18 protein-coding genes and 1 pseudogene are annotated in these 18690 nt (G+C 41.7%); 13 read left to right on the forward strand and 6 right to left on the reverse strand.

The window, feature by feature from the left end:
* Positions 1-50: 50 nt before the first annotated feature.
* A pseudogene (locus tag IV512_RS06980) lies at positions 51-1188 on the forward strand (IS3 family transposase).
* A 164-nt stretch (positions 1189-1352) separates the two neighbouring features.
* Complete coding sequence (locus IV512_RS06985; protein ID WP_209401920.1) at positions 1353-1775, forward strand: DUF2147 domain-containing protein; 423 nt, start codon at positions 1353-1355, stop codon at positions 1773-1775.
* A 350-nt stretch (positions 1776-2125) separates the two neighbouring features.
* Here the strand turns inward: IV512_RS06985 and IV512_RS06990 are convergent, their stop codons facing one another.
* From IV512_RS06990 to IV512_RS07005, 4 genes are all read right to left on the reverse strand, one after another.
* On the reverse strand, positions 2126-4501 hold the full coding sequence (locus tag IV512_RS06990; RefSeq protein WP_209401922.1) for a sodium-translocating pyrophosphatase: 2376 nt from the start codon (positions 4499-4501) through the stop codon (positions 2126-2128).
* Between the two features lie 109 nt (positions 4502-4610).
* A complete protein-coding gene (locus IV512_RS06995; protein WP_209401924.1) occupies positions 4611-5138 on the reverse strand; it encodes an inorganic diphosphatase in 528 nt (175 codons plus the stop codon).
* Between the two features lie 204 nt (positions 5139-5342).
* Complete coding sequence (locus IV512_RS07000; RefSeq protein ID WP_209401926.1) at positions 5343-7844, reverse strand: DUF5686 family protein; 2502 nt, start codon at positions 7842-7844, stop codon at positions 5343-5345.
* A 104-nt stretch (positions 7845-7948) separates the two neighbouring features.
* Positions 7949-8926 carry a pyruvate dehydrogenase complex E1 component subunit beta gene (locus IV512_RS07005; protein ID WP_209401928.1) on the reverse strand — a complete coding sequence of 326 codons (978 nt, stop codon included), beginning with the start codon at positions 8924-8926 and terminating at the stop codon, positions 7949-7951.
* Positions 8927-9102: 176 nt separating this feature from the next.
* On the opposite strand from IV512_RS07005, the gene IV512_RS07010 reads away from it, so the two are divergent.
* The 6 genes from IV512_RS07010 to IV512_RS07035 all read left to right on the forward strand — a co-directional run bounded on the left by IV512_RS07010 (position 9103) and on the right by IV512_RS07035 (position 14816).
* Complete coding sequence (locus tag IV512_RS07010; RefSeq protein WP_209401930.1) at positions 9103-9843, forward strand: electron transfer flavoprotein subunit beta/FixA family protein; 741 nt, start codon at positions 9103-9105, stop codon at positions 9841-9843.
* A 47-nt stretch (positions 9844-9890) separates the two neighbouring features.
* Positions 9891-10859, forward strand: a complete 969-nt coding sequence (locus IV512_RS07015; protein ID WP_209401932.1) for an electron transfer flavoprotein subunit alpha/FixB family protein — start codon at positions 9891-9893, stop codon at positions 10857-10859.
* Between the two features lie 86 nt (positions 10860-10945).
* Positions 10946-11575 carry a bifunctional nuclease family protein gene (locus IV512_RS07020; RefSeq protein ID WP_100871065.1) on the forward strand — a complete coding sequence of 210 codons (630 nt, stop codon included), beginning with the start codon at positions 10946-10948 and terminating at the stop codon, positions 11573-11575.
* A 33-nt stretch (positions 11576-11608) separates the two neighbouring features.
* Positions 11609-13054 carry a NupC/NupG family nucleoside CNT transporter gene (locus tag IV512_RS07025; RefSeq protein WP_209401934.1) on the forward strand — a complete coding sequence of 482 codons (1446 nt, stop codon included), beginning with the start codon at positions 11609-11611 and terminating at the stop codon, positions 13052-13054.
* Between the two features lie 260 nt (positions 13055-13314).
* Complete coding sequence (locus IV512_RS07030) at positions 13315-13938, forward strand: bifunctional 2-polyprenyl-6-hydroxyphenol methylase/3-demethylubiquinol 3-O-methyltransferase UbiG (protein WP_100871063.1); 624 nt, start codon at positions 13315-13317, stop codon at positions 13936-13938.
* Positions 13939-14213: 275 nt separating this feature from the next.
* Entirely contained in the window at positions 14214-14816 is a 603-nt protein-coding gene (locus IV512_RS07035; RefSeq protein ID WP_371743271.1) for an RluA family pseudouridine synthase, read from the forward strand.
* Positions 14817-14869: 53 nt separating this feature from the next.
* On the opposite strand, the gene IV512_RS07040 is transcribed toward IV512_RS07035, so the two are convergent.
* A complete protein-coding gene (locus IV512_RS07040) occupies positions 14870-15547 on the reverse strand; it encodes a class I SAM-dependent methyltransferase (protein WP_209401936.1) in 678 nt (225 codons plus the stop codon).
* A 3-nt stretch (positions 15548-15550) separates the two neighbouring features.
* Positions 15551-15928, reverse strand: coding sequence for a Fur family transcriptional regulator (locus IV512_RS07045; RefSeq protein WP_209401938.1), 378 nt, complete (start codon positions 15926-15928; stop codon positions 15551-15553).
* 95 nt (positions 15929-16023) lie between these two features.
* On the opposite strand from IV512_RS07045, the gene IV512_RS07050 reads away from it, so the two are divergent.
* Genes IV512_RS07050 through IV512_RS07070 form a run of 5 tightly spaced genes read left to right on the forward strand, consistent with a single transcriptional unit; the run spans position 16024 to position 18303 of the window.
* Positions 16024-16947: an NAD(P)/FAD-dependent oxidoreductase gene (locus IV512_RS07050; RefSeq protein WP_209401940.1), complete on the forward strand. Its 924-nt coding sequence runs from the start codon at positions 16024-16026 to the stop codon at positions 16945-16947.
* Positions 16944-17192, forward strand: a complete 249-nt coding sequence (locus IV512_RS07055) for a hypothetical protein (RefSeq protein ID WP_209401942.1) — start codon at positions 16944-16946, stop codon at positions 17190-17192. The genes IV512_RS07050 and IV512_RS07055 overlap by 4 nt, the downstream gene beginning before the upstream one ends.
* 8 nt (positions 17193-17200) lie before the next feature.
* Positions 17201-17800, forward strand: coding sequence for a bifunctional 2-polyprenyl-6-hydroxyphenol methylase/3-demethylubiquinol 3-O-methyltransferase UbiG (locus IV512_RS07060; RefSeq protein WP_209401944.1), 600 nt, complete (start codon positions 17201-17203; stop codon positions 17798-17800).
* Positions 17801-17859: 59 nt separating this feature from the next.
* Positions 17860-18117, forward strand: coding sequence for a MarR family transcriptional regulator (locus tag IV512_RS07065; RefSeq protein ID WP_209401946.1), 258 nt, complete (start codon positions 17860-17862; stop codon positions 18115-18117).
* Positions 18118-18141: 24 nt separating this feature from the next.
* Positions 18142-18303: a hypothetical protein gene (locus IV512_RS07070; protein ID WP_209401948.1), complete on the forward strand. Its 162-nt coding sequence runs from the start codon at positions 18142-18144 to the stop codon at positions 18301-18303.
* Positions 18304-18690 lie beyond the last annotated feature (387 nt).

Raw genomic sequence — 18690 nt, forward strand, 5'->3', positions numbered from 1 at the left:
ATAGGACAGTTTAAAATTCAGATTTTCTAACTTTAAATTTTAACTGTCACATGAAAAAAAGCAAGTTTACCGAGAGCCAGATCATCAAGGCACTGAAAGAGAACGAACAGGGCCGCAAGGTGGGTGATATATCCCGTGAGATGGGCATTGACGCCAGCACTTTTTATTATTGGAGGAAGAAGTACGGGGGGATGGAAGTGGCCCATATGAAGCGCTTGAAGGAACTCGAGGAGGAGAACCGCAAGCTCAAGCAGATGTACGCCGATGCCAGTCTTGACATCCGTATGCTCAAGGACGTACTGTCAAAAAAGTTCTAGGGCCTTCCGACAAGAAGCAGCGCGCCAAATATCTCCAAGAGGCCTATTCGGTATGTGTATCGCGTTCCTGTGGGGTACTGGACCTTGCCCGGTCGATGTGGTACTACCATAGTAAAAGGGACGACACCGAGGTGATCGACGCCCTTTCCAGGCTCGCCGAAGAGCTGCCGACAAGGGGATTCGAGGTGTATTACAAGCGTTTGCGTCGCGAAGGCCGCAACTGGAACAGGAAACGGGTGTTGAGGGTCTACAGGGCCATGAACCTAAAACTAAGGAGGAAGCACAAGAAGAGGCTCCCCGCAAGGGTCAAGAACCCATTGGAGGCACCGACCAATCTCAATGACACATGGAGCATGGATTTTATGGCCGATGTACTGTCCGATGGAAGGAAGATAAGGGTGTTCAATGTCATGGACGATTGCAACCGGGAGGCACTGGCCATGGACGTGGGACTTAACTATCCGGCGATAAAGGTGGTGGAGACCTTATCACAATTGGGGGAAGAAATAGGTCTGCCCAAGACCATAGCTGCGACAACGGTCCGGAGTTCATATCCAAGGCCCTATCGCAATGGTGCAAGGGCAAACGGGTGGAGCTGCAGTTCATCCAGCCCGGCAAGCCCATGCAGAACGGATATATGGAACGACTCAACAGGTTCTACAGGGAAGATGTGCTCGATGCCTATTGGTTCAACGACCTGCACCAAGTCAGGACGCTGACCCAAAAATGGATGGAGGATTACAATACAAGGCACCCCCATTCATCCATCGGGGATATGCCGCCCAGGGAATACAAGAACCGTTTCGGGGAAGAATTCTTCCCCGAAACGAACAACATTAATGATAATTTTATGAATTTAGCGATGTCCTAAAAAGGGTAAGGCTACATTTTTAGGGAAGGCTACATTTTTAGGGAAGGCTACAGGTCAAGGGTATTTTTCGAAGTTCTTTCTTTACTATTTCTAATACTAACTCTACGTATTTTGAGACAATCTTCTAACAAAGTTAAATCTGACAATTAAAAAACATCACGACTATGAGATTCTTATGCACCTTATTTTGTGCAACTACCTTAAGTTTTGTTAGCTACGGACAATCAATACTCGGACAATGGCAAACTTTTGATGATAAGACCAACAAAAAAAAGGCAGTTGTAGAAATCTACAAAATAAACAACCTCTATTTCGCCAAAATTGTTGATAGCTATGTAAGTGAAAAAAACGCTATTTGCGAATCTTGTAATGGAGAAAAAAAGGGTCAACCCATTATTGGTCTCGTAATTATTGAGAACCTAAAAAAAGATGATAGCGAATATAATGGTGGTACGATTTTAGACCCTGAAAATGGAAAAACCTATAACTGCTATTTAGAGTTGGTAGGTAATAACAAATTAAAAATACGAGGTTACCTTGGCGTTTCTCTTTTCGGCAGAACCCAGTATTGGACTAAAAAGCAATGAAAACGGATTAAAAAACTATGTTCACAATCATACCTAAAGAGTGGGTATAGGCCTATGGTTACCCGAAGCATCATTGCATAAAACGTAATCAAAAAGAAACTGAGCATCTATTTCTTTTCAGTAAGAAGAATTTGGATTAGGCTTTTTTTCATCTCCTGTTCTAATCTATAATGTCAATTCTATCCACTACTCATACGGTTTTCGTTGCTATTTTTTACAGTTTGTACCGCTCATATTTCCCAAAAAATATAGGAGCATTTACTCTGTGAACATCCGTAATCTCTTAAATATTCAAGTCATAAAAAATGCTGCACATTGGCAGCATTTTTTGGCATTCAAGTTGAGAATGTTCACTTGCGAACATCAATTCTTTCTATGTTGATTTCATCATCTGAACCCTTAGATTCATTCGTTTTATCTTCAAACTCTTGAAGTTGCTTTTTCACTTCTTCGGTAGTTCCTTTAAAGGTTTTCTCCTCAACCACTTTTTTACCGTTGATTACGGTGGTATAAGCGATGGTAGCCTCCGCTAAATCTTCTATATCAGCTGTCATTTCTACCTTGATCTCTTTCTTGACATCGGTATCGGCCATACCGGTAGCATTCATTGCAATACTTGGTGCGATGACCAAAGCTACTACCGACATTAACTTCAACAGAATATTCAAAGAAGGTCCAGAAGTATCTTTAAATGGATCGCCAACGGTATCACCTACCACTGCAGCTTTATGGGCATCGGAACCCTTACGCCCATCAGATTCAATCATTTTTTTGGCATTATCCCAAGCACCACCGGCGTTGGATTGAAAGATGGCCATCAGCACACCTGCAGAAGTAACACCGGCAAGCAAGCCACCTAACATTTCAGCACCTCCAATAAACCCTACAGCTACGGGAACGGCTATTGCCAAAAGACCCGGTAAAACCATTTCTTTTATCGAGGCCTTTGTTGAAATATCGACGCACTTATCGTATTCGGCATATCCATCCGCAGCATCAAATATCGCACGTTGATCCGCAGTGGCTTTCGACATATCTGAATCGACCGCCCTCATAACTTCTAGAGCTGCTTTTAATTGCGGAATATCTCTAAACTGTCGTCGTACCTCTTCGATCATTGCCATGGCCGCACGACCGACCGCGTTCATTGAAAGTGCAGAGAATACGAAGGGTAACATTGCACCAACAAGTAGACCGGCCATTACTGTAGGTTTAGAAACATCGATCGATGTTACGTTTGCCACTTTCATAAAGGCCGAGAACAATGCCAAGGCGGTTAGAGCCGCTGAAGCAATCGCAAAACCTTTACCGATAGCGGCAGTCGTATTACCTACAGCATCTAATTTATCGGTGCGTTCACGTACTTCAGGGTCTAATTCAGCCATTTCAGCTATACCACCGGCATTATCGGAAATAGGCCCATAAGCATCAACGGCCAACTGAATTCCCGTATTGGCCAACATACCCACTGCGGCTATGGCGATACCGTAGAGTCCGGCAAAATGGTGCGAAACCAAAATAGCGGCCGCAATAAATAGAATAGGAATCATAGTAGACATCATACCTACGCCCAAACCTGCAATAATATTTGTAGCAGCGCCTGTTTCTGACTGTTCAACAATAGAGTTTACAGGTTTGGTGCCTGTTCCCGTATAGTATTCGGTAATCTTACCAACCCCCAAACCGGCAACAAGTCCGGCCAAGGTGGCAAAGAAAATTCCATTTGCACCGGCAGGTAAGCCTTCAACGCTTTCAGGAATCAAGGCGTGAATAATAAACCAAGAGGCCACTACCATAAGACCGGCAGACCCAAATTCACCAATGTTCAATGCCGTTTGCGGATTTCCACCATCTTTTACTTTTACAAAAAAGGTTCCGATAATAGACATCAAAATACCGACCGCAGCCAATACCAACGGAAGATAAACAGCACCAAGACCTGCAAAATCAGGAGTGATTATAAATGCACCCAAAACCATTGTACCGATAATAGAACCTACATATGATTCGAACAAGTCAGCGCCCATACCGGCAACATCACCCACATTATCCCCAACATTATCGGCAATAGTGGCAGGGTTCAATGGGTGGTCCTCAGGAATTCCCGCTTCGACCTTACCCACCAAATCGGCGCCCACATCGGCGGCCTTCGTATAAATACCTCCCCCAACACGGGCGAAAAGTGCAATTGAAGACGCACCTAAAGAAAAGCCGGAAAGAACATTTAATACCAACCCTAAGTTATCGGCTCCGGGCCATATAGATTGATAAATTATAAAAAGTCCGCTAAGGCCTAAAACACCCAAACCAACAACGCCAAGACCCATTACGGCTCCACCAGCAAAGGCAACTTCAAGGGCTCTACCTAACGAAGTTTTTGCTGCTTGGGTGGTTCTTACATTCGCTTTGGTAGCTACCTTCATTCCGATAAAACCAGCTAAAGCAGAGCAAATGGCACCCACAATAAATGATACCGCCACCATGCCGTTCGAACCTTCTTCACTACTGCCCTTAAAGAATAGCAATACGGCTACAGCCACCACAAAAATGGATAAGATTTTATACTCGGCCTTTAGAAAAGACATAGCACCATCAGCAATGTTTTTGGCAATTCGCGCCATTTTATCATCACCTACTTCTTGCTTGCCTACCCAAGCATTTTTCCAAGCTACATAGAGCAAGGCCAGAACACCGAATGCCGGCAGAAACTTTACGATAAATTCCATTCTAACTGATTTAAGGTTTTTTTAACGGCACCTAATGTAGTAAAATAGAATTAAATAAAAAAAGCCCTATTATATCAATAATAAGGCTATATTTTAAGTCGATTGTTGACTATATCGTAAAAGTACGTTTCTTTTTCAGATCACTTTCTTCATACCGCTGAACACATTCATGATAAATTTTTACCGCTTCTTCGGCATTGCCCCATCCACCGGTATCAACTTTCTTCTCTTCCAAATCTTTGTATACTTGAAAGAAGTGTTCAATTTCTTTTAATCTATGCGGATTCAAATCACTAATATCATTGTTATTACTCCATATCGGATCCGACACCGGTACACAGATAATTTTTTCATCAGGACCTTTTTCATCGGTCATATGAAAGACACCAATAGGTTTAACCTCCATCACCACCATGGGATAAGTGGGCTCTGTACCCATAACCAAAACATCTAGAGGATCTTTATCAAGTGCCAAAGTTTCTGGAATGAAACCATAATCACCAGGGTACATCATTGAAGAAAAAAGCATTCGGTCAAAACGGATTTTGTGCAATGCAAAATCGTACTCGTATTTATTTCGGCTCCCTTTCGGAATTTCTATTAGAACATCAAAAGTTAAATTCGTCTTCTTTCCCATTTTTGTGGTTTTATATAAAGCGGCGAAGTTACGAAAAATGGTAGGTAGGATGTGTGCCCTATGTAAAAAAACAAGGCTTTTTACGCAACAAATCCAAGGCTTTTAAAATAAAAAGAGATTTATTAAATATACCTTAGAAATCAGGCGATAATGTCACTAAAACTGTAGAAATTCAAACGGAAATATTATGATTTTTATATAAAATCAAAAATCAAAACCAAAAGTACCTGTTATACTGAACGGCCGGGCATCGGGTGCGTCTAGATAATTACCTCTAAAATTAAAATCGATACGCAGCACCTTAAAGATATTACCGACACCAAACGAATATTCGTAGTAAATCTTATCTGATGGAGCCTGCAAAGGGGTATTGATCGAAGCAGGGGCACTTAAGGCAATATTTTCATCGGAAAGCTGCCCCCAAACCCCACGGAGACCGACTACCTCTCTTAAATTCAACTTTCTCAATAGCGGAATTCTCGAAAATAGCCTCCCGTTAAAATTATGCTGCAGATGCAGAGCCATGTAGGTATCGGTAACGAATTCATAAAAGTCGAGATTCGGAAAAGTACCGTAATTAGAAAAGAAGGTCTGATTACCGGGTATTACGTTCAATAGCCCCAGGGGAACCTCGCCAAAGGTCTTACCTATTTCCAAGGTACTGAAAAGCCTACCAAAACCACCTATTTGCCATGGTTGGCTATATGAAAACTGCAACTTGCTATAATCAAAATCACTATCTAATACCCCTTCGGTACCTTTTGTATAATTCAGCAGCAGGGTACTGTAATTATCATTGATCACCCTTCTTTCAACCCCATAACCGATGGTTCGCTTGCCTGGGGTATAAATCAACAAAGCATTAAAATCAAATTGCCGAATGGTCGACGCCAAGCCCGAAGGTTGTTCGAGGTCGATATAGTCTAGGCTAAACTCATCAGGTAATGCAGAACTCAAGGTACGAAAGGTCGCCCCTACCCCGACGCGCAGGTTGGTTACCGGCTCCATCTCAAAACCGAGCTTGCTAAGATTGATATTTGTCAGCCGATTGTTCGCACCTACTGTAACTAAAGAAGACGAAGCGATACTACGCCCCAAAACATCGTTGGTGGCAGTTAGGCTTACACCCAATTGTTCAATATCGCGCCGGTTACCTCCCGAAACGATAAGTCGCGATTTTTGATCGAGCAAAATCTTGCCCGAAGCACCATACTTCATTTTATGATCGGTAAAACCGTAGGCCGTATACCCTTCTAATCGCCACAGGTCATTTTCGCCAAAATAGGTACGGGCGCCTAATCGAACACGGGGGCCTTCAGCCTGATTGTACCCAAAGAGGTCATAGACCGAACCAATATCCATGTTCCACTTGTCAATTTCTACATAACCCGACCCCAATATACTGACCAGATTGTAATAAGATTTAAACTTGGGTACGGTCTTTAAAGTATCTAAAAGCTGATAAATTCCCTTTTCATCTTTATTTAGGTCTTCCAGCCTATTGTTCGTCCAAAAAGCGCTATCGCGATTCTGTACGATGGGATCATAAGGGTTGCTTTCCGTTTTGTAAAAATCTCTTTGTTTCTTTTCATCAAAGACATAATTGTCATAGACCGTGGTTCGTTTACCGTATACTCCACGAGATTTCTCTTTTTTACTAAAGCTGAAATCGCTCATCATATAATCGCGCTTTAGTAGAAAAACACTGTCATTGACGACTTCGAAATCTTGTTCAATGTAGATTTCTTTTACCCAGTTGATGTTCGCGCTTTTTGTGACTTCAAGATTAATATTCTTGATGGCGTAGGTAGTGTCGTTCACCCAAAAGTCTCCCTTAAAAGTCAATTCGTTTTTACGACGTGGGTAATAAACAATGTTGTAGCACCACTTATTGTCGACATAGGCACTATCGCGCAATGCATAATTGTAGGTATCGACACCGGTTCTAGAAAGCGGACTCGTAAAACTCTTATCAAAAAACTTCAAATAGTTGTCATAGATATCATAATCTTGATAAAGATCGGCCACAAAACTGATTATTGCCTGATTGTTGTCGAAGCCCGAATTTTTGTTACCAAGCACATCTTCTTTTTCTTCACCTAAAAGGTTATCACCGTAAATTTTTGAAAAGTTTTCATTTAAGAAAATAGGCAGATAGGTTTTTCCGGTGATACGTGAGGTGTCCAAATCTTGAAAAACAAATTCGAGACCTTTGAAAATTTTACGTTTCATCAAGGCACTGTCGATGGTATTCAAATCAAATTCGACCTTTTCGTATTTGTCGTAGGCGTATTGTTTGAATTTCCGTAGTCCGTTTTCCCTTTTTTTAGCCCAAATCTTCTTTAAAATTTCAACTGCCGGATTATTCTTTTTCGATTGTTTTCCGGCGAAGATGATTACTTCATTGAGCTGTTCAGAAGACTCCTTCAACTGCACCTTCATATCGTAATTCACCTTTACGTCCAAGGGTATTTCTAAATCTTCATATCCTATAAAAGAAATCACCAAGGTGTCGTGGGTCGTTTCTGATTCCATATAAAAACGCCCATTATCATTGGTGATGGTGCCTTCGTATGAATTTTTAAAAATAATATTGGCAAAGGCCACCGGATTATCAAATTCATCGGTAACGATACCGCTCACCTTGCTCTGCGCACAGACCATGTAAGCAAAAAGAAAAAGGAAGGGAAAGAGAAAGTTCTTCATTAAATATTGGTTCTCGCATTGGTGCAAGCAAATAGTATACCATAAAAAAAGCTTCGCCGACCCATGGTAGACGAAGCAAAAGTACTTTTACAATTCGGTATACCTTATTTATATAACACTTTCTTAACAGCGTTTATAACATCTTCGTGATTGGGCAACCATTCGGCCAACAATACCGGCGAATATGGTGCCGGTGTATCTGCCGTGTTTATTTTTTGAATAGGTGCGTCTAAATAATCGAATGCATTCGCTTGTACGTGAAAAGTAATCTCAGTGGCTACGTTACCGAAAGGCCAAGCTTCTTCAAGAATGACCAATCTGTTCGTTTTCTTAACCGATTTGAGTATTGCATCGTAATCCATTGGTTTTACGGTGCGTAAATCTATAATCTCGCAGCTAACACCCTCTTTTTCCAATTCATCGGCAGCCTTAACAGCTTCTTTTATAATTTTTCCGAAGGAGACAATGGTTACATCGCTACCCTCTCTACGAATATCGGCTACCCCCAATGGAATGGTGTATTCACCTTCTGGCACTTCACCCTTATCACCGTACATCTGTTCCGACTCCATAAAAATAACCGGGTCGTCATCACGAATTGCAGATTTCAACAGACCTTTGGCATCTGCCGGGTTAGAGGGCACTACGACTTTTAGCCCCGGGCAATTCGCATACCAGCTTTCAAAAGCTTGGGAGTGCGTCGCGGCCAATTGACCTGCAGATGCGGTCGGCCCACGAAAAACAATAGGGCACGGAAACTGACCACCGGACATCTGACGGATCTTCGCGGCATTATTAATAATCTGATCGATACCTACCAAAGCAAAGTTGAAGGTCATGAATTCAATGATCGGGCGGTTACCTGTCATAGTAGAACCCACACCGATACCTGCAAAACCGAGCTCAGCGATCGGAGTATCGATTACACGTTTTGCACCGAATTCATCGAGCATACCCTTAGAGGCCTTGTAAGCACCATTATATTCAGCCACTTCTTCTCCCATAAGGTAAACGGACTCGTCTCTTCTCATTTCTTCGGTCATGGCCTCAGCAATGGCTTGCCTAAATTGTAACGTCTTCATATGCTATGTGATGTGTCTTTTTATTAATTAGCTAAAATGGCAAGCAAAAATAGGAAAATATATATCAATTCATTTACCCTAGACCCCAAAAAAGAAACAAAAAAATACTATGCATGCATAGTATTTTAGTAAAAGAATACTTATCTTCGTAAGGTCAATTTAAAAGAGTAGTATAGATGAAAATATTAGTTTGTATAAGTAATGTTCCCGATACCACGTCAAAAATCAATTTTACCGACGGGGATACTAAATTTGACACCAATGGTGTGCAGTTCGTCATCAACCCTAACGATGAGTTCGGTCTTACCCGTGCCATGTGGTTCAAAGAGAAACAAGGTGCTACGGTGCACATTGCCACAGTTGGCGATGCATCGGTAGAACCTACGATGAGAAAAGCTCTGGCTATTGGCGCAGACGAGGGCATTCGTATCAACGCAGTACCTACCGACGGTTTCTTCGTAGCGGAACAATTGGCTAGTGTTGTTAAGGATGGTGCGTACGATTTAGTTATTGCCGGAAGAGAATCTATCGATTACAACGGTGGTATGGTGCCCGGTATTTTGGCCACCCTCACAGGCATGAACTTTATTAACACTTGTATCAATCTCGAAGTTGAAGGTGATACCGCTACTGCTATGCGTGAAATAGATGGGGGCAAAGAAAAAGTGCAGACCCAATTGCCATTGGTCATTGGCGGCCAAAAAGGATTGGTTGAAGAAAGCGACCTTAAAATACCGAACATGAGGGGCATCATGATGGCCCGTAAAAAAGCTCTGAATGTAGTGGAGCCCATTGGTGCGGTTAAAGCTACGGTCGACAATAAGTTCGAAAAACCTGCCCCGAAAGGCACCGTAAAACTTGTCGATTCTGCCGACGAATTGATAGCATTGCTTCACAATGAAGCCAAGGTTATCTAGAGTGATTTTTCGACTTTAACTCAATTTGAAAATTTAAATAATAAAAAATGTCAGTTCTCGTATATACAGAATCAGAAAACGGAAAGTTTAAAAAGAACGCTTTCGAAGTGGCCTCATATGCCAAAGCGGTTGCAGAGCAACTGGGCACCTCAGCGGTTGCCATTTCTTTCAATGCAGATGCCAATAATGATTTGGGCACTTACGGTATTTCAAAAGTATTGAACGTGACCAGCAATCAGTTACAAACTTTTAACGCCGAGGCGTATGCCAAAGCAATTGCAGAAGCTGCAAATAAAGAAGAAGCAAATGTTGTTATCGTCAGTTCTAGTGCGAACAGCAAATATTTGGCTCCTATCTTGGCTGGTAAGTTAAAGGCTGGCTATGCCCCTAACGTAGTAGAAGCACCTAGTAATACGACTCCATTTACTGTTAAGCGCACCGCTTTCAGTAATAAAGGGTTTGCCCATACAGAAATTACTACCGATAATAAAATCGTTGGGGTTTCTAATAATGCCTTCGGAATCGTCGAAAATAACGCAGATGTCGCAGTCGAAGATTTTAGTCCATCATTAGATGATACCGATTTTGCGGTAAAATCTGTCGAAGTCGATAAAGTGGCCGGTAAAGTAACCATTGCCGATGCGGAAATCGTAGTTTCTGGAGGTCGCGGACTTAAAGGACCTGAAAATTGGGGAATGATCGAAGAGCTGGCCGAAGTTTTAGGTGCGGCCACCGCTTGCTCGAAGCCTGTTTCCGATATGGGCTGGAGGCCACATGGCGAGCACGTAGGCCAGACAGGTAAGCCGGTAGCGGCCAATTTATACATTGCCGTTGGTATTTCAGGAGCCATTCAACACTTGGCAGGTGTTAGTGCCAGTAAAACGAAAGTGGTGATCAATAACGATGCCGAGGCACCGTTTTTCAAAGCGGCCGATTATGGTATTGTAGGAGATGCCTTTGAAGTAGTACCGCAGCTGGTCGAAAAATTAAAAGAATTTAAAGCCCAAAACGCTTAATTTTTGTTAATTTGCGCCCTCTAAAGGGCTGTTTAAATTTCGGGTATGCCCATATTTAAACAGCCTTTTTGTATTTTTAAAATTCTATGAGCTTAGTCAGGTTAAAAATAAAGGGAATTTCATACAGTCAAACGCAAAACGGTGCTTACGCCCTCATTTTGAATGAGGTAGACGGTGATCGCAAGTTGCCTATCGTCATCGGTGCATTCGAGGCACAGTCCATCGCCATTGCTTTGGAAAAGGAGATTAAACCCCCTCGCCCATTGACCCATGACCTTTTTAAAAATTTTTCCGACCGCTTCGACATCGTCATCAAGCAAGTGATTATTCACAAACTGGTAGACGGTGTTTTTTATTCCAGTATCATCTGTGAGCGTGACAAGATCGAAGAAATTATCGATGCGCGTACTAGTGATGCCATTGCATTGGCATTGCGTTTTGATGCCCCCATCTTCACCTACAAAACCATTTTGGACAAGGCAGGTATCTACCTGAAATTCTCATCTAAAGACACCGACAAAGAAGAAACCGACGAAAGTATCGTGGTCGATGAAATTCTTCAAGAAGGCGAAACCGTTGAGATTGAAACCGGTGCCACTGATGGTTATACCGAACTTACCGTAGACGAACTCAACAAAGAACTTGATAAGGCTGTAGCCAATGAAGACTATGAGAAGGCGGCCAAACTGCGTGACGAAATTTCGAAACGTAACTAATCAATACGAACCACTAAATACGCAGGCGACTATATGAATACCAAACTTTGGATCCTTCTGCTTGCCTTGTGTACCTTTTTCCCTTCTCTGGCCCAAGATTCTTTAGCTGTAGACATTGTAGACTCCGTTACGTATAACGATGTTCGAGAAAATACGGCAGATATAGTGCCCAATGGCGGATTTAGCATCAATAGTTTTTGGCGGGGCATGCTGGGCATGGCCGTGCTCATTCTTATTGCATTTCTATTCAGTTCAAATCGCAAGGCCATCAACTGGAAAACCGTAGGCATCGGGCTTTCATTACAACTATTGATTGCTGTCGGCGTATTAAAAGTTACATGGGTACAAATGGCATTCGAAGCTATTGGTGCCGTTTTCATCAGTATTTTAGGCTTTACCCGGGCGGGTAGTAAATTTCTCTTTGAAGGGCTTGTGGTCGACACCAATACCTTTGGTTATATTTTTGCCTTTCAGGTATTGCCGACCATTATTTTCTTCTCGGCACTGACCTCCCTTCTATTCTATTTGGGAGTGATTCAAAAGGTCGTTCGCGGATTGGCCTGGTTGCTTTCAAAGAGTTTGGGTATTTCGGGTCCGGAGAGTCTTTCGGTAGCCGGAAATATTTTCTTGGGTCAGACCGAAGCCCCATTGTTGATCAAGGCTTATTTGGAAAAAATGAACCGATCAGAAATTTTATTGGTGATGATTGGGGGGATGGCCACCGTTGCCGGTGCCGTACTTGCCGCATATATCGGATTTTTAGGGGGGGAGGATGAAGCTCTACAGCTCGTTTTTGCGAAACATTTATTGGCAGCTTCGGTTATGGCAGCACCCGGTGCCATTGTTATTTCAAAAATTCTGCATCCACAGACGGAAGTCGTAAACACCGACATCGAGGTTTCTACCGAAAAAATAGGTTCGAATATGCTCGACGCCATCGCCAACGGAACGACCGAGGGTCTTAAATTGGCCGTTAATGTAGGTGCAATGTTATTGGTATTTGTAGCACTTATTGCCATGATCAATGGTATTCTAGGCTATGCAGGAGATTTGACCAACTTCAACCAATGGATGGCCGAAAATACGGCCTATAGCGAATTCTCGCTCGAAGCTATTTTAGGTACTGTTTTTGCACCCCTAATGTGGTTGATCGGGGTTGCGAATGAAGACGTGATGTTGATGGGCCAATTGCTCGGAATAAAACTGGCCGCCAGTGAATTTGTCGGCTATATTCAATTGGCCGAGTTAAAAGATTTGACCCAAGGTGCCAATCTCTCTTACAATAAATCGGTAATCATGGCGACCTATATGTTGTGTGGTTTTGCCAACTTTGCTTCCATTGGCATTCAAATCGGTGGCATTGGCTCTTTGGCTCCCGGCCAACGCAAAACCCTTTCCGAATTCGGAATGAAAGCCGTATTGGGCGGTTCTATCGCTTCCCTTCTTTCCGCTACCATTGCCGGAATGATTTTGGGGTAATTAATTGAAAATCGGTAAATCTCAACTTTACGGTTTTAATATTGTAGCCCTTCTTTCCCTAAACCTTATTATTTCAGTACTGCATTCGTTCTTCATACATTACCTATAATTCTTAACAAGTACCTCCCTCCCTCTTAACCCAAAAAATACTTTTCTTTCAACAAAAAATCTTATTTTTAAAAGCTCCTCACTTCGGTCCGTTCCCCAAACGCCGATGAAGATTTAATTTAGAACTTGACGTAAACTTTAATTAAAAGACTATGGTAGACCCGTGGCAAAAGAGATGGGATGATAGATACAGTGCCCCAGAATATGCTTTCGGCCTTGAGCCCAATGTGTATTTCAAAGAACAATTAGAAAAACTCGAACCGGGCAAAATACTCTTTGCCGCAGAAGGCGAAGGGCGTAATGCGGTATTTGCCGCAAATTTGGGTTGGCAGGTATCTGCCTTTGACATTAGCGCCGAAGGAAGAAAAAAAGCGCTAAAACTTGCCGAGGAAAATGATGTAACCATTGAGTACCAAGTGGGCCAACTACCCCATTTAAAATACAGTGAAAATCAATTCGACGCCATTGCCTTGGTCTATGCCCATTTTCCGTCGGAAATCAAGTCGCAATACCATAAAATGTTAAGTAGCTATTTACGCAGTGGCGGAATCGTCATCTTCGAGGCGTTTGGCAAAAACCATTTAGCCTACAAAACCAAAAACCCAAGCGTTGGCGGACCAGGTAATCTTGAGAGTTTATTTTCTTTGGGAGAATTACGAACAGATTTTGCCGACTACGAGATTATCGAAGCCGAAGAAAAAGTGGTTGAACTTCAAGAAGGCTTGTACCATAATGGGGAAGGCTCAGTGATTCGTTTCGTGGCCCAGAAGAAGTAAAATATACTATCGAGACCACCGAAACCCATACCGTACCTGATATTGTCGAACCGATTCGGTTACAAGAATATGGTGTAGGTATTTTTAATGGCGCCATAACCAAGTCGGCCCTAAAAAAAGTACTGAAGAAAAAATACATCACGGTCAACGACGCTATCGCAACGACTGCAACCCTGATAAAGGGTGGTGAACGTATACAGTTATGCATACCGGAAAAGGTACGGTCTTCTAAAAAATTGGTATTCCCATTACAGGTATTATTCGAAGATGAACATTTGACAGCAATCCATAAGCCGGCGGGAATTTTGGTCAGTGGCAATAGTTTTAAAACCATCGCCCATGCCCTGCCTCAAAACCTACAGCCCAGTAATTTGCCCGATGCCACCATACCACAACCTGTACATCGGTTAGATTACGCCACCACAGGTATCTTGTTAATCGGAAAAACAAGTAGTAGTATTCGTGCCCTGAACCGCTTGTTCGAAGCAAAAGCGATTGAAAAGACCTATTTTGCGGTTACTATTGGAGAAATGCAGCATAATGGCCAAGTCACTTCCGATATTGACGGTAAACCATCGCATTCGAATTACACTGTTGTCGATTCTGTACCCTCCGAACGATTCGACCGACTTAACTTGGTGAAGTTAGACCCTAGAACAGGTAGAAGACATCAGCTGCGCAAACACCTTTCAACTATTGGCAACCCTATATTGGGCGATAAAACATACGGACAAGAAGATTTAATTTTAATGGGCAAAGGCCTATATCTTCATGCTTTTTCTATAAAGTTCACCCACCCTTTTACTCATAAAGAAGTGTATTTAAAAGATAAATTGCCAGAACGTTTTCAGAAGTTATTTGCCACCTCTAAGCTCTAAAAACATTGATCATACTATTGTCTTTCGCAGTCATACCGATAAATTATGCAATATCAACGAAACACATATAAGAGTGTCACAATCCTCCCTTTTCCTTTCTCTAAATCCACAGATAACAATTCCTTTTTTTCTTTTATTCGCAAATTAAATGGAGGTGCCAAGAGGTCTAGTCCGCTCTGCTTTTTAAGGCGTATTCCTTGTCCCGAAATAATATCTTTGTTAGGTAGAAAATCTCCAACCGGTAGATGTTCGGTAAGAATCAAATATTTATAATTGGGGAGTTTATCGACCACAAGCTGCACCTCTGCATTCGATAAATGTTGCAGTACTTGCCGAAGTAGCACACAATCGGCAATGGGCAATTCATCTGCAGCGATATCCAAGCATTGAAATTCTAAATTATCGGCCTTGAATTTTTCTTGGTTATATGCTATAAGTTCCGGTACAATATCCATGGCTACATAGCTTTGTGCATGCGTTACCAAATCTTTTCCCACATTAAAATCACCACAACCCAAATCACAAACTGAAATCCGTTCCTGAAAAGAATTTAAAAAAGTGGTTACCGCATCAATATAGGGTTGCACGAGTTCAGGTCGGTGTGAGCCCTCCCCAGAATAATAGGTATCAGGCTTTCCGCCCCAAAGATTTTTTTTATACACTTGCTCCATAGCCGCTTTGGTAGGCCATGGCTTCTTTATTCTTTTATTGGCCTTTTCATTCTCTTTCATAAGCTAAACCGTACAATCGCTACAGGTACCCGTCACCATACAATTAAGGCCACTGACCTGATAGCCTTCAGGGGGCGAAAAATCAACAGGTACCGGCAAACATTCGATGGTCTCACAACTCAAACAACGAAAATGAAAATGATGACCGGCCAATACCTTATCTTCACAATTGGTACAAATGGCAAAGTACTGCTTTCCGTTATCGGCAACTACCTTATGCAACACCCCATCTTCACAAAACCGGTTCAACACACGATATACCGTAGCCCGATTAATACCTGTCGTGATTTTCTTTTCAATGGCCTCTCTGCTCAGAGCCTTACCCGATTGGGACAAGACTTCTAATACCGCCTCCTTAGTCTGTGTGTTTCTACGCTCCATATTAATGCGATAGTTTCGCTATTTTATTGCGACTAGTTTGCAATAATAATATTTTTAATACATTTGTGCAAGTTCAACCTTCTAAGCCCAATCGTATGACAACACCCTATTGTTTTGATGTAATCATTGTCGGAGGAAGTTATTCCGGTCTTTCCGCTGCCATGGCCCTTGGCCGTTCTTTGCGCAAGGTACTGATAATCGACAGTGGACAGCCCTGTAATCGGCAGACGCCATATTCACATAACTTTATCACCCAAGATGGAGTACCACCTGCAGAAATAGCCGAAAAGGCCAAAGCACAAGTCTTGCAGTACGATAGCATACAATTTACCGAAGATCGGGTCGTAAGCGGTCACAATGTAGAAGATAATTTCTTCATTACCACCTCATCAGGTAAGGAGTACCAAGCTAAAAAGTTGATTTTTGCAACGGGAGTCAAGGACCTGATGCCGAATATCAAGGGCTTCGCTGAATGCTGGGGAATTTCGGTCATTCATTGCCCCTATTGCCACGGCTATGAATTCAAGCATAAAAAAACTGCTATTATGGCACCTAGTGAACATGGTTATCACTTGGCATCTTTAGTGCATAACCTAACAGACCACCTTACCCTGCTCACATCGGGAAAAAATGATTATAGTATCGAACAAGTGGAAGCTCTTGCACATAATAGCATACAAATTATCGAGATACCGGTCGATGAGATCCAACATAAAGATGGCCATATAGAACGAGTGATTTTTATAGATGGTAGTTCCATCAAACTTGATGCCCTGTATGCGGGTATACCCTTCAAGCAACATTGCGATGTGCCCATAACCCTCGGTTGTGAACTTGATGAAATGGGCTACTTGAACGTTGACCAATTTCAAAAAACAACGGTCAAAGGAATTTATGCCTGCGGAGATAGCACCACCAGGCTACGCTCTGTAGCTACCGCTGTGAATAGCGGACTCGTAGCCGGAGCCATGGTCAATAAAGAACTAGCAGAAGAACAATTTCCAATATCAGTTATATGATTGAGGTATTTATCACCGATATTAAAGATGAATGTGAAATCAAAAGCGTTTTGAAGTCACTTGGTATTCACTTTCCGAATTTGAAGGTAAGTTATGATTTGAACGAAACCAACATGCCCTTCCCTTGTGGTCACACCATTCTAAGAGTTAAATCGGCAACCATTTACCCTGAGAAAATCATTTCCTTAGTCCAAAAGAGTGGGTTTCAATGTGAGGTTTTAGAAGACAAAATTTGTATTAAATGAATTAAGTCATGGCCGAATTCTGGGAAGACAATTTTAAAGAGAAACAAGAAATGTGGGGTATGAAGCCCGCAAATTCTGCAATCCTAACAAAAGACCTGTTTCTAGCAAAAGGAATAAAAAACATACTGGTACCCGGTTTCGGGTATGGGAGAAATGCTCAAGTTTTTCAAGATAACGGTATCGAAGTTACGGGAATTGAAATCTCTCGAACGGCTATTGAGCTTTACCATAAGCATTTCGGAGATGCAATGACGGTACACCACGGTTCGGTCACCAACATGCCTGTTGAAACCGACAAATATGACGGCATTTATTGTTTTGCACTGATTCATTTGCTAAATCAAAAAGAACGGAAGAAACTGATTCGAGATTGTTATAATCAGTTGAAGAGCGGTGGCATTATGGTATTTACAGCAATTACCAAAGAAGCTAAGACTTATGGGAAAGGTTCGCCTCTTGGCAAAGATCGTTTTGAAATTTTTGATGGCCTACAGTTATTTTTTTATGACCAAGAATCCGTTAATGCCGAGTTTGACCAAGTCGGTCTTTACGAAGTGTTAGAAATTGAAGAAGACCAACCTATGTATTTAATAAAATGCCATAAGTAGTTATGCAAACGTAACAATTCTATAAAGAATTCGATATTGATACTGAACGCAATTGGCATATGATATTTGTACTTCTTGAAAAAGAAGAGAAACTATCTACTACAGAAATAGCCGATTCACTACAGATTAGCCACCCTGGGGTTATCAAACTGGTAAAGAAAATGAAGAAAAATGGGTACTTGCAATCTGAGCAAGACCCGAATGACGGTAGAAAACATCTTTTATGGTTATCTCAGAAAGCGATAGATAACTTACCCCAGCTTCACTACTATTGGAATATTGCCACCACAGCTTTAGAAGCAATGATGAACCATTAAACAGCGCTTTTAGAAGAACTTCGAGTGGTAGAACAACACTTGATAGATTCAGACTTTAAAAAAAGAATCGTACTAAAGTTGAACGAGAAAAAAGAGTGGGACTATGATGCTAAAAATATTATTGGATATCTCAGGATGGGCGGTATCGATAATGGTACTGGCCTCCTACTCCCTTACCTCATTTAAAACAAATGACTTTTCAAAAATTTTCAGCCACCTCAACCTAATAGGCAGCATGCTCATCGTTTTAAATTGTCTATATTACAATGCCATACCTTCATTTTTTACAAACATAGTTTTAACGTGTATTGCCCTTTTCTTTATTTACTGTAGAAGAAAGCACTTGGTAAAATCGTCTTTTGGCCTGGAAAAAAAATAAATACACCCCCCCAAATAAAAACGAAATTACATTATTTTCTTTCATCACCATTTTGAATTTCTACATCAATAAATGCAATGGAATGTCATAATATTCACCTTGCTTATGCTCACAATTCACTAATTTTGAGCCATTCATTTATTATAAACAAAAGTTGTAATACCGAGAGAAACACTGAAATACTGCTAATAGTT

The organism is Pseudozobellia sp. WGM2, from assembly GCF_017810075.1.
GTDB lineage: Bacteria > Bacteroidota > Bacteroidia > Flavobacteriales > Flavobacteriaceae > JADNYK01.

What these genes read in the sequence shown, in the direction of transcription:
- IV512_RS07015 (WP_209401932.1), top strand. Translation starts at nt 9,891, where the DNA reads ATGTCAGTTCTCGTATATACAGAATCAGAAAACGGAAAGTTTAAAAAG.
- IV512_RS07030 (WP_100871063.1), top strand. Translation starts at nt 13,315, where the DNA reads ATGGTAGACCCGTGGCAAAAGAGATGGGATGATAGATACAGTGCCCCA.
- IV512_RS06995 (WP_209401924.1), bottom strand. Translation starts at nt 5,138, where the DNA reads ATGGGAAAGAAGACGAATTTAACTTTTGATGTTCTAATAGAAATTCCG.
- IV512_RS07005 (WP_209401928.1), bottom strand. Translation starts at nt 8,926, where the DNA reads ATGAAGACGTTACAATTTAGGCAAGCCATTGCTGAGGCCATGACCGAA.
- IV512_RS07045 (WP_209401938.1), bottom strand. Translation starts at nt 15,928, where the DNA reads ATGGAGCGTAGAAACACACAGACTAAGGAGGCGGTATTAGAAGTCTTG.
- IV512_RS07025 (WP_209401934.1), top strand. Translation starts at nt 11,609, where the DNA reads ATGAATACCAAACTTTGGATCCTTCTGCTTGCCTTGTGTACCTTTTTC.
- IV512_RS07065 (WP_209401946.1), top strand. Translation starts at nt 17,860, where the DNA reads ATGATATTTGTACTTCTTGAAAAAGAAGAGAAACTATCTACTACAGAA.
- IV512_RS07000 (WP_209401926.1), bottom strand. Translation starts at nt 7,844, where the DNA reads ATGAAGAACTTTCTCTTTCCCTTCCTTTTTCTTTTTGCTTACATGGTC.
- IV512_RS07040 (WP_209401936.1), bottom strand. Translation starts at nt 15,547, where the DNA reads ATGAAAGAGAATGAAAAGGCCAATAAAAGAATAAAGAAGCCATGGCCT.
- IV512_RS07020 (WP_100871065.1), top strand. Translation starts at nt 10,946, where the DNA reads ATGAGCTTAGTCAGGTTAAAAATAAAGGGAATTTCATACAGTCAAACG.
- IV512_RS06990 (WP_209401922.1), bottom strand. Translation starts at nt 4,501, where the DNA reads ATGGAATTTATCGTAAAGTTTCTGCCGGCATTCGGTGTTCTGGCCTTG.
- IV512_RS07060 (WP_209401944.1), top strand. Translation starts at nt 17,201, where the DNA reads ATGGCCGAATTCTGGGAAGACAATTTTAAAGAGAAACAAGAAATGTGG.
- IV512_RS07010 (WP_209401930.1), top strand. Translation starts at nt 9,103, where the DNA reads ATGAAAATATTAGTTTGTATAAGTAATGTTCCCGATACCACGTCAAAA.
- IV512_RS06985 (WP_209401920.1), top strand. Translation starts at nt 1,353, where the DNA reads ATGAGATTCTTATGCACCTTATTTTGTGCAACTACCTTAAGTTTTGTT.
- IV512_RS07050 (WP_209401940.1), top strand. Translation starts at nt 16,024, where the DNA reads ATGACAACACCCTATTGTTTTGATGTAATCATTGTCGGAGGAAGTTAT.
- IV512_RS07055 (WP_209401942.1), top strand. Translation starts at nt 16,944, where the DNA reads ATGATTGAGGTATTTATCACCGATATTAAAGATGAATGTGAAATCAAA.